The sequence below is a fragment of the Candidatus Neomarinimicrobiota bacterium genome (assembly GCA_017656425.1).
Classification (GTDB): Bacteria; Fidelibacterota; UBA2242; order UBA2242; family B5-G15; genus JACDNV01.
Window position 1 is genome coordinate 13,069 of the sequence record JACDNV010000008.1, and the last position, 11,750, is coordinate 24,818.

General features: G+C 35.4%; 12 protein-coding genes. 8 read left to right on the top strand and 4 right to left on the bottom strand.

Translation table 11 applies throughout. The features are described 5' to 3' along the window. Positions 1–46: 46 nt before the first annotated feature. From H0Z29_06810 to ychF, 4 genes are all read right to left on the bottom strand, one after another. The gene (locus H0Z29_06810; protein ID MBO8131211.1) at positions 47–1,366 is read right to left on the bottom strand and encodes an alpha/beta hydrolase; all 1,320 of its coding nucleotides are present in this window, start codon (positions 1,364–1,366) and stop codon (positions 47–49) included. Positions 1,367–1,507: 141 nt separating this feature from the next. Beyond that, positions 1,508–2,899 carry an MBL fold metallo-hydrolase gene (locus H0Z29_06815; protein ID MBO8131212.1) on the bottom strand — a complete coding sequence of 464 codons (1,392 nt, stop codon included), beginning with the start codon at positions 2,897–2,899 and terminating at the stop codon, positions 1,508–1,510. Continuing rightward, a complete protein-coding gene (gene tilS / locus H0Z29_06820; GenBank protein MBO8131213.1) occupies positions 2,900–3,628 on the bottom strand; it encodes a tRNA lysidine(34) synthetase TilS in 729 nt (242 codons plus the stop codon). A 2-nt stretch (positions 3,629–3,630) separates the two neighbouring features. Continuing rightward, positions 3,631–4,731 carry a redox-regulated ATPase YchF gene (gene ychF, locus H0Z29_06825; protein MBO8131214.1) on the bottom strand — a complete coding sequence of 367 codons (1,101 nt, stop codon included), beginning with the start codon at positions 4,729–4,731 and terminating at the stop codon, positions 3,631–3,633. Between the two features lie 163 nt (positions 4,732–4,894). On the opposite strand from ychF, the gene H0Z29_06830 reads away from it, so the two are divergent. The 8 genes from H0Z29_06830 to H0Z29_06865 all read left to right on the top strand — a co-directional run bounded on the left by H0Z29_06830 (position 4,895) and on the right by H0Z29_06865 (position 11,685). Next, the gene (locus H0Z29_06830) at positions 4,895–5,875 is read left to right on the top strand and encodes a CapA family protein (GenBank protein ID MBO8131215.1); all 981 of its coding nucleotides are present in this window, start codon (positions 4,895–4,897) and stop codon (positions 5,873–5,875) included. A 38-nt stretch (positions 5,876–5,913) separates the two neighbouring features. Further along, positions 5,914–7,254, top strand: coding sequence for an NAD(P)/FAD-dependent oxidoreductase (locus H0Z29_06835; protein ID MBO8131216.1), 1,341 nt, complete (start codon positions 5,914–5,916; stop codon positions 7,252–7,254). 103 nt (positions 7,255–7,357) lie between these two features. Beyond that, complete coding sequence (locus H0Z29_06840) at positions 7,358–7,819, top strand: GAF domain-containing protein (protein MBO8131217.1); 462 nt, start codon at positions 7,358–7,360, stop codon at positions 7,817–7,819. A 61-nt stretch (positions 7,820–7,880) separates the two neighbouring features. Continuing rightward, positions 7,881–9,473 carry a S41 family peptidase gene (locus tag H0Z29_06845; protein MBO8131218.1) on the top strand — a complete coding sequence of 531 codons (1,593 nt, stop codon included), beginning with the start codon at positions 7,881–7,883 and terminating at the stop codon, positions 9,471–9,473. 104 nt (positions 9,474–9,577) lie between these two features. Further along, positions 9,578–10,198: a MotA/TolQ/ExbB proton channel family protein gene (locus H0Z29_06850; protein MBO8131219.1), complete on the top strand. Its 621-nt coding sequence runs from the start codon at positions 9,578–9,580 to the stop codon at positions 10,196–10,198. 3 nt (positions 10,199–10,201) lie between these two features. Then, the gene (locus H0Z29_06855) at positions 10,202–10,594 is read left to right on the top strand and encodes a biopolymer transporter ExbD (protein ID MBO8131220.1); all 393 of its coding nucleotides are present in this window, start codon (positions 10,202–10,204) and stop codon (positions 10,592–10,594) included. A 10-nt stretch (positions 10,595–10,604) separates the two neighbouring features. Beyond that, complete coding sequence (locus H0Z29_06860) at positions 10,605–11,012, top strand: biopolymer transporter ExbD (protein ID MBO8131221.1); 408 nt, start codon at positions 10,605–10,607, stop codon at positions 11,010–11,012. 13 nt (positions 11,013–11,025) lie between these two features. Beyond that, positions 11,026–11,685 (top strand): energy transducer TonB, encoded by a 660-nt coding sequence (locus tag H0Z29_06865; GenBank protein ID MBO8131222.1) that lies wholly within the window; start codon positions 11,026–11,028, stop codon positions 11,683–11,685. Positions 11,686–11,750 lie beyond the last annotated feature (65 nt).

Sequence of the window (11,750 nt, forward strand, 5' to 3'; positions counted from 1 at the left end):
TTATCATGTATAACAATAAAATGGATTAAATAGATAGTATTACTTCTTAATAGTTTTTCTCCACCCAATTAAATATCCTTTCCTCTGATATTCCCAGACTACCTGTCTGACAGTGGAGTTCTGCTGCCTCTTTTTCGGTAAATAATAGATAATCTTTTGGGCATTTGAGCTTTTCATATAAAAGTTTTGCCTGACTGAATTCATCCTTTTCGCTATCTACGACCAAAAATTTGCACTTTATTTTATCGACAACATCTTCATTGGTATATTTTTTCAATTCAATAATAAGGTCATAAGGGTTGTCAACGCCATGTTTCCACATGGTATCCGCTATGCCCCATTTTATCAAAGGTATTTTTTCAGCTACCTGGCTTATTAATCTGTTGAAATATTCTCTCCCCTTCTCAAGTTGTGTTTCAAAATCAGATATCATTTGATTTAAGTAACCTATTATTATATCACTCCATCTGTAAACACCCGGATTGGCAATACAAAAGCTAATTCTTTTTTCAAATGCAACTGCTCTCGGTGTCAGTGACCCGCCCATACTTATACCCATAAGTCCGATTCTTTTTCTGTCCACAAATTTGAGATTACTTACAAAATCTACGACAGGAGTTATTACTTTTTCCCAGTCCGGTCTAAAAGGCAATCCAAGGATTCTTAAGCCTTTACCAATCCCAGGTCCGTCAAAAATTAAACAGTGCATTCCTCTTTTATTGGCTGCTTCGCCGATATATTTACATTGCTCTGCCCAGCCGTCTCTTCCCTGATGAACAATCAGTATTGGTGCTTTACCTTTTACATTTGCTTTAAAAAGATAACCTGGGAGATTTTTTCCCTCATAAGGGATATTTACTACTTCAATAGGTAATTTAAGAAGCTTAATCCCACTTTTGTAATTATTGAAACTTCTTATAGCAATCTTTTTTATTTTTTTGTCATAAGGATTCGGATATCTATGGAGTGCAGCGATAAAGTAATTTGACGAACGCAGATAACACTCGCCTGCACTGATATTGTGACCATTGGATTCAAATTCTTTTGCTAGGTTTTCAAGCCTTTCTGAAGTTTTCATCCATTCCTCAGCCCATGAGTAGGGATTTGACATATCAACTTTTGAGACAGTTTGCAATACTTCTCCAACATCAGCAAGCTTTTGCCAGCTATGATTCAGATAATATAAAAAGACCTGATCTAGAATAGGATCAATAAAACCAAATTCATACCAGTGTTTTTCTCTTTTTTGATTTTTAAAAAAGTTGACAGAATCACTGTTCATGTTCACACCATTGTTCAACAATAATACACCGCTTAATAAACCAAGAGATTTCAATAATTCTCTTCTTGTAATTTTTTCCTTCATCTTTGCCTCCTTATTTAAAGTCCCGGCAGGAATATAAACAGAATGTAGTCATTCCGTCGTCTTTCCCAATTGGGAAGAACCTTCTTTGTATGATGGTATAATTTTTCTGTAATGTATCTAAGCTTGCTTTCTATCTAAAATTTAAACTATTTCAAATTCATCGAGATAATTAGGGATGATAGTTTCCCAGCCAAACATTGCATTAATTCTGCTTGCAAGTGCCTTAGATTGGTCTGGCTCTCCGTGGATTATAAAAACTTTTTTAGGTGGATTGTAAAAATTAGATAGCCATGCAAGTATTTCATTGTAATCTGCATGGGCAGAAAATCCTGTTATATTTTCAACTTTTGCGCGAACAGGTATATGTTTTCCATGTATTTTTACCGTTTCTGCCCTATCGAGTATCAATCTTCCCCTGGTTCCTTCCGCTTGGTATCCTATGAATAGAACGGTATTCTTTTCATCAGGAAGTAATCTTTCGAGGTGATGCAGGATTCTTCCACCGGTAACCATACCGCTTGCAGAAATTATAATGGCATTTGATTTAAGTTTATTAAGGGATACTGATTGTTCTCTTGTTTTCATAAAATGAAGATTACTAGTCTGAAATATATCTTCACCCCCTATCTCAAGAACTTTGGATTCGAGATCATAATCTTCAAAATGTTTTCTAAAAATGTTTGTAGCTTCTATTGCCATGGGACTATCTATGTATACAGGGAGCAAAGGGATTTTTCCCTCTTTCTCAAGTTCTCTGATGTAAAAGAGTAGCGTCTGGGTTCTGCCGACAGCGAAGGACGGTACAACGAGGATTCCACCTCTATCCGCACTTTGATTTATGACTTCTGCCAACCTTTCCTTTATATTATTTCGCTCATGTAGTCTATTTCCGTAGGTAGATTCTATTATAAGGTAATCTGTTCCAAATACTGTATGTGGGTCTCTTAGGATTGGTTGTCCCGGTCTCCCAAGGTCTCCTGTAAATAGGATTCTTCTTTCATTGCCTTTTATCTTTACCCTTATGTCAGCGAACGCAGACCCAAGGATATGTCCTGCATCTCTAAAGGTAACGTCAATATTGTCAGCTAGCTTTATTGTTTTGCCATAAGGTAGTGGATTAAATAAGCCTATAGCTTTTTGTGCATCTTCTGAGGTATAAAGAGGCAATGCTGGAGTGTGTTTTGAAAACTTTTTGAAATTCGCATATTCGGCATCTTCCTCCTGTAGATGAGCAGAATCCAATAGCATTATTCTGCATAGATCAGTAGTTGTTGAGGTTGCGATTATCTCTTTTCTAAAACCATATTTTACTAATCTTGGAATATATCCGGAATGGTCTATATGAGCGTGTGTCAGGATGATTTTATCTATTGTGTTTACATCAATTGGAAAATCTTCCCAGTTCATCAGTCTTAATTTTTTTAAGCCCTGAAACATACCGCAATCAATTAAAAATCTGGAATTGTCTACTTCTAAGAGTGTTTTGGAGCCTGTTACAGTTCCGGTAGCTCCCATGAATTTTAATTTTACCATTTATTTCCCCTTATATTCGTATTTTATAAATCCCGGTTGAAATTGAGCATTCCATTTATCAATTGCATTTTTAAGATTGGTTAGAAAACCTCTATGATGAGAAGATAAATTCTTGATTAATTCTCTTACCCATATTCTCTGGCTTTTTTCTCCATAGTTACAGTTAAAATTATTTATCTGGATATTATTTTCTTTAGCATAACTTGTTATCCATTTTTTCTTTACTATAATCAAAGGTCTTATAATATTGACAGTTTTATTAAACATATATTCCTGAATTGAAAGTGATAATAGATTCCCATGATATATAAGATTTAATAGTCCAGTTTCAATATAATCATCTTCATTATGCCCCACTGCAAGTGCATTAAATTTGTTTTGATAATAATAAGTGATCAGACGTTTTCTTCTTTCTTTTGAGCATGTATAGCAACCAACTTCATATCCCTCTCGTATTTTTCCATCCAGTATAGTGAAGGGTACGTCCCATTCTTCTAAATATTTTTTGGTTTTTTCTATAATTGTGTCATCAAGCCTCGTCTCAGGTATTCTAACATGTGCTGCTTCAATGTATATATTATATCGTGATGAGTTACGAAGTCTTTTAAATAGGTGTGTTAAAACGAGGCTGTCGATTCCACCGGATACTGCAATGAGAATTCTATTGTTGTGACTTATTAATTTGTATTTATAAATAGAACGGCTGAAGAATGAATACAAAGTAGCCATTATTATTGTCTTAGTTTAAAAGTCATAATATCACCGTCCTGAACAATGTAGTCTTTTCCCTCTATTTTGATTTGCCCCGCTTCTCTTAGCTTTGACTCCGATTTTACTTTCTCGAATAAAGACCAATGCCTAACCTCAGCTTTGATAAATCTTTCTTCAAAACTTGAGTGAATAATACCAGCTGCTTTAACAGCGGTGGTACCTCGATTGATAGTCCACGCTTGGCAAATATTTGATTCTATTGTGTAGAAAGTTATGAGTTCAAGGATCGAGTATCCTGCTCTGATAAGTTCGTTTATACCAGGTTCTTTCAGGTTCCATTCTTTTAAAAAGTATTTTTTCTCTTCATCCGATAATCTTGAAAGCTCATACTCCAATTTAGCGGATAGTGTTAAAAATATATTGCCGGTTGAAAGTGTAAATTCTTTGAATTTTTTTGTTATTTCTGATTCCGTTCTTGATACTATTTCATCTTCACTTACATTTCCAACTACTATAACAGGTTTGGTAGTTAATAAACCCAATTCTTTTATAAACGGAATCTCTTCAGGGCTTGCATGGTACGTCTTTGCAAGTTTACCCTGATTTAGTAGAGAGAGTAGTTTCTCGAGAATTTCAAGCTGTTTTTTTGTTTTTTGGTCACCCGCTTTTGCTCTGTGTGATATCTTGTTTATCCTGTTTTGCACTACTTCGATATCTCGTAGAATAATTTCTGTCTCGACAATTTCGTAATCCCTTTGAGGATCAAGTATAGAATCGATATGGGAAATACTGTTATCCTGAAAACATCGTACTACATGTATAATCGCATCCACACTTTGTATATGGCTTAAGAATTGGTTACCAAGCCCCTCCCCTTTTGAAGCACCTTTGACAAGCCCTGCTATATCTACAAATTGTAGGGTTGTTGGGATTACTTTTTGAGGTTTATAAACCTGCTTTAATATTTCTAACCGCATATCAGGTAATGGAACAATTCCAATGTGCGGCTCTATTGTGCAAAAAGGGTATTTTTCCATTGGTACCGAAGAGTTTGTGAGAGCATTAAAAAGTGTTGATTTACCAACATTGGGTAGTCCGATTATTCCACATTTGAATCCCATAATAATACTCTTTTTACTCCAAGATAAAAATATTTATTTTATTTTTTTTCTCATAGATATTTTTAAAAATTAGTCTTGTTTAACATTTTTAGACCATTTGCAATTCTAAATTATTTAGGTTTTTAAAGTTTAAAAGCATGTCTAAGTTTTAATGATGAAAACAGTGAAAAATCTGAGCATATTTCTTTTATTAATCATTATCCTTGCTCCTCTTATAGCAAAAGATAGTGTATTTGTGAGTATTGCTTTTGTTGGCGATATAATGGTTAGTGAATCGCCACCTGATAGTGGCAAGTGTTTATTGGCTGAAGCTAAACCGATACTTGAGAAAGCTGATATAACCATAGGGAATCTTGAAGGTGTTCTATGTGATAGTTGTCATCCAAGATACAAAGGTAAGAATGCCTTCAATTTCCGTATGCCAGAGTATTTTGCAGATGTTTTGAGATGGGCTGGTTTTGATGTTATGCATATCGGGAATAATCACATAAGAGATTTTGGAGATGATGGACTAAGAAAGACAAAAAGGATTTTGACTCGGTCAGAGCTAAAATATATTGGATTGCGGGGGGATGTTGTAAATTTTAGAATAAAAAGCGTAAATGTTTCTATTGTGGGCTTCAGTGTTTATAAGGATATGTATAGTCTTCTGGACAGTAACGAGACAGTAAACGTGATAAGAAAATTGAGTAAGGATTTTGATATTTTAATTGTGTCCTTTCATGGGGGGAGAGAAGGTAAAGATGCATATCTTGTCCCTGATAGTATGGAGTATTTTTTCGGTGAGCCGAGGGGGAATCTGATAAAATTTTCCAGATGGTGTATTGATAACGGAGCGGATCTTGTTGTGGGACATGGTCCTCATACCCCCAGAAAGGTTGAGCTATATAAGAACCGTCTGATCGCATATAGTCTTGGGAATTTTTGTACATGGAAACGGATTAAGCTCAATGACAATTTGGGATACGCCCCTCTTTTATGGGTTGAGCTTGGCGAAGATGGAAGGTTTATATCGGGTAAAATATATTCGTATGTCCAGTATCCGCCTGGTGGGGTTCGTGTTGACCCGGAAAATAGAGCCTACAGATTCATGATTGATCTATCTGGTGAGGAATTTCTAAAATGTGGAGAGTTCAATTATTAATTAGTTATATTCATAATTTTTTATAATTTTCACCTGTTATGAATAATCTGTTTGATGTAATTTTAATCGGTGCAGGTCCAGCAAATCTTTTCGCTGCTGATGTTCTTGCTGAGGAAAATCTGACTGTACTTGTTATTGAAAAAGGGGATACCCCTGATAAGAGGAAGAATGTGAGTTATGGCGTCGGTGGGGCTGGAGTATTTTCAGACGGAAAATTAAACCTTACTCATAGGATAGGTGGAGACCCTTCGAGTTTTGGTCGATCAGCTGATGAAGTAGAGGAGATAATAAATAAGATCGACTCCACTTTTACAGAACTTGGTGTGGAAGGAGGTTATTCAAAGACAGATGGACAGAAGCTTAACGAACTTTTAAAGAAATCATCTGCTGCCGGGGTAGAGTTTATTTATTCCAAGCAGAGACATATAGGGACTGATAGGCTGAATATTGTAGCTAAAAATTTTTATGATAAGCTTTTATCAAAGGGTATAGAGTTTTCAGTCAATAGCGAAGTCATAGATATTAAGAAAGTGGATGGTTTGTTTAATGTTATATGTAAAGATGGAAGCTATAAAGCAAAAGCTCTAATTGCAGCACCGGGCAGAGCAGGAGCTTACTGGTTAAGAGAGGTCGCCAGAAAGCTTGGAGTTAGGACGGTCTATGGTCCTATAGATGTAGGCATAAGGGTTGAATTCCCAGCTATTATTTATGCCGAGATTGCCGAGGTTATGTATGATGCGAAATTTCGATTTTATACTAAATCATACGATGATCTGGTTAGAACCTTTTGTACGAACCCCAATGGTTATATAGTAAAAGAGGAGTATGATGAATTTGTACTCGTCAATGGACATGCGAAATGGGGTTCGAAAACTGATAATACAAATTTTGCATTGCTATCAAGAGTGGTATTAACTGATCCTGTGGAAGATACAACAAAATATGGGAGAGATATTGCCAGACTTGCAACTACTATTGGTGGAGGTAGACCAATTATACAACGTTTGACGGACTTCATATCTAGAAGGCGTTCGACGCCTGGGAGGCTTTCAAAGTCTACTATAACTCCGACTCTTCTTGATGCAACCCCCGGTGATATAGCAATGGCTTTTCCCCATAGAATAGTGAAAAATTTAATCGAGGGTCTGGAGCTACTTGATAAAGTAATATATGGTTTGAATTCCAGTAATACTCTATTATATGCTCCAGAGATTAAATTTTATGATACAAGGTATATTGTTAATAAATTTATGGAAACGAATTTGAAAAACTTTTTCGTGGCGGGAGATGCCAGTGGGCACAGCAGAGGAATAGTTTATTCGGCAGTCACAGGTATCTTTGCTGCAAAAGGCGTATTAAGGAATCTTTCTAAGAGATAGATAAAGATAAATGGCTATGCAATAGTTTATGATTTGATACTTTTGGGACTTATGAGTATTCTTTACAAAAAAAGAATTTTTATTATATAACACATAGGAGGCTATGAATAAAGAAAAATATTTCACACAAGTTCAGCAGGAGATCTGTTCGTTACTTGAAAAAAATCTTTGTGTAAATGATGCTCGTAAGAGAATATGTGAAATTTTACGTAAAATTCCTGGATATGACTGGGTTGGTTTTTACATTGCTGATAATGAAAAGCAGATTTTAATTCTGGATCAGTTTGTGGGAGAACAGACTGAACATGTGAAAATTCCGTTCGGCAAAGGTATATGTGGTCAATCGGCAATAAGTAGTAAAAGTCTTGTAGTTAAAGATGTATCCAAAGAAGATAATTATATCGCTTGTAGTTATGATGTAAAATCGGAAATAGTGATACCTATTTTCAAGGATGGAGTGTTTGTTGCACAGCTTGATATAGATTCTCACAATTCAGGAAATTTTGATAATGTTGATAAGGAATATTTAGAGAAAATTTGTGATAAAATTTCCTGTTTGTTCTAACGGAACTTTGCATAAATTTATATGTAGACATAGGTGATTTTTTTAATAATTTGAGTTATTTATGAGAAAAATACTTAAGCGATCATCATTAATAGCCATAATTTCCCTTTTTGTAATCTTTTTAATCATCTACGGACATAGGATAATTGCATCTGTTAATGATCTACGATTAAAGCTGGATGTCTTTAATGATATATTGAGAATTATTAACGATCAGTATGTTGAAAAACCTGACTGGGATGAGCTGATGGAGGGGGCATTCAGGGGTATGTTGGAACGACTTGATCCACATTCTGTTTATATTTCAGCTGAGGAACTGAAGGATATACAGGAGCAATTTGAGGGTAAGTTTGAGGGAATAGGTATAGAGTATGATATACTTGATGGTTATATAACAGTGATAGCTCCAATTGCTGGTAGTCCGTCAGATAAGGCAGGGTTGCAACCAGGTGATAAGATAATTAAGATTAATGGAGAGTCTGCATATGGGATCACACGGGAGGATGTTTATAAGAAATTAAGGGGACCAAAGGGTACAAAAGTCACAATTACAATTAGAAGAAAGGGGAGTGAAGATTTTGATGTAGTAATTATAAGAGATGAGATACCGATTTATAGTGTGCCTGCATATTTTATGGTCGATGATTCAACAGGTTATATAATGATTACAAGATTTAGTAGTACCACTTCTGATGAACTCGAAAAGGCGTTGCAAGAGTTAGAGAAGAAAGGAATGAAACGGTTATTGCTGGATCTAAGAAATAATGGTGGTGGACTGCTAGATCAGGCGATAAAAGTAGCTGATAAGTTTATACCCGGTAGGGAAGTAATTGTATACACAAAGGGCAGGATTGAGAGCGCAAATCAGGTTTTTTATACAATGGATGATGATCATCACCCTCTTTTTCCTTTGATTGTTTTGATAAATAGAGGCTCTGCAAGTGCAAGTGAAATTGTCGCCGGTGCTGTCCAGGATCTTGATAGGGGGTTGATAGTTGGTGAGGTGAGCTTTGGTAAGGGACTAGTTCAGAGACAATATCCAATGAAGGATGGCTCTGCTGTGAGAATAACTGTAGCGAAGTATTACACACCAAGTGGTAGGCTTATTCAAAGACCTTATGAAAACGGAACTATAGATTATTTTAGATCACTTGCCGATGAGAACAGGGATTCCATAATGACTGAAAAAGCAACTGAAGAGTTGCCAAAATATTTAACAAAACATGGAAGAGTAGTTTATGGAGGTGGTGGAATAATTCCCGATTATCATATAAAATATAAAGTGGAGCTTAATAGTGAAACTATTAGGCTTGTTAGGTCACCAGAAAGATTTATTTTTGAATATGCAAATAGTCTAGTGAAGCAGGATAAATTCAAGTCTATAGATGAGATGTCTTTTTTTTATGAGCATGTGATTGATGATTCTCTTTATTTGGAGTTTAAAGATTTTGTAATGGGTGAAGACTCAACGTTTAATTTCGACAAAATCGATAAGGATAAAGAATATTTAAAGACCCTAATAAAAGCTGAAATTGCAAAAGAAATGTGGGGTTATAATAGCTATTATAAGGTTTTGAGGATAAGTGATAATCAGGTTATGGAATCAATCACTTATTTCCAGGAAGCAAAAGAAATGATATTGCGATATAAATAATTTTTTAGTAATGTTTATTGTATTGACTTTTAGGGATTATTAAATTAAAATTGCCTTGCTATTTAAAGAAATAAAATTTTTGAAAATATGGAGGAAGGAGAGACATGCTTATTGAATTATTCGTAAAAGGCGGTATCTTTATGTGGCCAATATTGATCCTGTTTATATTTGGCCTGGCAATAGTGTTCGAAAGAGTATATACTTTGACAAAAGCATCGGTAGGTACAAAGAGGTTTTTAACAAGAGTTAAGGCAGCTTTAGAAGAAGGTGGTATTAATGCTGCTTTAAAGGTATGTGAAGAGACTCCTGGTCCGATAGCTGAGATTTTCCATGCAGGTTTATCCAGAGCAGATGAGGGTAGTGAAGCTGTTGAGAAAGCTATAGAAAGCGCAGGTTCCATTGAGATGGCATTTCTTGAAAGAGGTATGATATGGCTTGCTACCGTTGTTACATTAGCACCAATGTTAGGGTTTACAGGGACAGTTTCTGGTATGGTTAGAGCATTTAGTGATATAGAAAAAGCGAATGATATTTCCCCATCGATTGTTGCTGGTGGTATTTCAGAAGCTCTATTAACCACTCTATTTGGACTTGTGGTAGCGATTATTATACAATTTTTCCATAATCTTTTTGTATCCCAAGTCGATAAAATCATCATTGATATGGAAGAAAGTTCAATTAGTTTAGTTGAAACCATATCTAAACTGCAAAAAAAGAAAGAGTAAAAAATGGCTTTAATAAAGAAAAAGCCAAGAAAGAGTGAAATACCCACTGCATCCTTGGCTGATATTGCATTTCTAATTTTGATTTTTTTTCTTGTTTCCACAACTATAGATATGGATAAAGGTCTTGGGTTGGTTTTACCTGCGAAAGGACAGGAAATAAAAGTAAGGTCCGAGAATATTTGCAATTTATTAATAGATGCACAGGGGAATATTTTGCTGGATAAGAAGGAAATAGATATAAAGGATATTAAACCAAAAGTGGAGTCAATGTTAGCCAAAAATCCAAAGCTAATAATTTCAGTAAAATCTCACCCAAGAACTGATTACCAAGTTTATATTTCAGTAATTGATCAACTTAAGCAGGCAAAAGCAACAAGGATTTCTATAGCCGAATAAGAGGTAACCTATGCGATTTAAAGCAAAACATAAAGCGGAGACCGAGATACCAACAGCGTCTCTCCCTGATATCATTTTTATGTTGTTACTGTTTTTTATGGTCTCATCGGTTCTACGTCAATACGAGGGATTAAATGTTGTATTACCATCGGCGAAACAAATTGAGAAACTTGAGACCAAAAGACACGTTTCTTATATCTGGATATCAAAAGGTGGACTGATTTCTATAGATGGAAAATTGGTTGAAATAAAGAGTATCAGAAACATTATGTATGAAAAGCGTGTTAGCGATCCTCAGTTAATAGTATCGATAAGGGCTGATAAACAGGTGAAAATGGGGTTAATAGCTCAGGTACATAATGAATTAAGAGAAGCTGATGCGTTAAAAGTTAATTATTCTTCAAAGACTGCTTTATAGAGGGTAGTGGGAGATGATTCTTAGAAAAAAGCCGGAGGCAAGCTTAAAGTTAAGATATAAACTCATTATAAGGACTGGATTCGTTATCAGTCTGGGATTGATCATTGTGCTATTTGCAGCAATACCAAAGACAGGTCCGAAGAGAAGCATAAATAAAGAAGTTAAAATATATGTTGAAACAGAAGAAATTCCTGAAACACAGCAGCAGATTGAGTCAGCTCCACCACCATCACGACCAAGTATTCCAATAGAATCAGAAGATGAAAATTTATCAGAAGATATTACTATTGAGGAAACAACTGATTTGGATAAATACGAAGTATGGGATACCCCTCCTCCACCACCATCGGAAGAGCAAGATAAACGGTATATATTTATACCTTATGACGAGCCACCGGAACCAATAGGTGGGTATTCTGCTATACAAAGAAATGTAGTTTATCCTGAAATTGCTCGAGAAGCTGGTATAGAAGGGACAGTGGTTGTTCGAGCGTTCGTTAATGAGTTTGGTATTGTTACAGATTGTATAGTAATGAAGGGTATCCCAAATACGGGTCTGGATGAGGCTGCTGTGAATGCTATAAAGAAGACCCGTTTTAAACCAGCCAAACAGAGGGATAGAAACGTTGGTGTTTGGATTTCTATTCCTGTTGTATTCAAACTAAAGAGCTAATTTTCAGCTAGCTGTTTTTTCGAAAAAAGTATTGTAATGAATGCCTAACCGGCGAAATAAATATA

Bases quoted from the DNA above. Each gene is read 5' to 3' on its own strand.
- H0Z29_06810 (MBO8131211.1), bottom strand. From the start codon at position 1,366: ATGAAGGAAAAAATTACAAGAAGAGAATTATTGAAATCTCTTGGTTTA.
- H0Z29_06815 (MBO8131212.1), bottom strand. From the start codon at position 2,899: ATGGTAAAATTAAAATTCATGGGAGCTACCGGAACTGTAACAGGCTCC.
- tilS (MBO8131213.1), bottom strand. From the start codon at position 3,628: ATGGCTACTTTGTATTCATTCTTCAGCCGTTCTATTTATAAATACAAA.
- ychF (MBO8131214.1), bottom strand. From the start codon at position 4,731: ATGGGATTCAAATGTGGAATAATCGGACTACCCAATGTTGGTAAATCA.
- H0Z29_06835 (MBO8131216.1), top strand. From the start codon at position 5,914: ATGAATAATCTGTTTGATGTAATTTTAATCGGTGCAGGTCCAGCAAAT.
- H0Z29_06840 (MBO8131217.1), top strand. From the start codon at position 7,358: ATGAATAAAGAAAAATATTTCACACAAGTTCAGCAGGAGATCTGTTCG.
- H0Z29_06845 (MBO8131218.1), top strand. From the start codon at position 7,881: ATGAGAAAAATACTTAAGCGATCATCATTAATAGCCATAATTTCCCTT.
- H0Z29_06850 (MBO8131219.1), top strand. From the start codon at position 9,578: ATGCTTATTGAATTATTCGTAAAAGGCGGTATCTTTATGTGGCCAATA.
- H0Z29_06855 (MBO8131220.1), top strand. From the start codon at position 10,202: ATGGCTTTAATAAAGAAAAAGCCAAGAAAGAGTGAAATACCCACTGCA.
- H0Z29_06860 (MBO8131221.1), top strand. From the start codon at position 10,605: ATGCGATTTAAAGCAAAACATAAAGCGGAGACCGAGATACCAACAGCG.
- H0Z29_06865 (MBO8131222.1), top strand. From the start codon at position 11,026: ATGATTCTTAGAAAAAAGCCGGAGGCAAGCTTAAAGTTAAGATATAAA.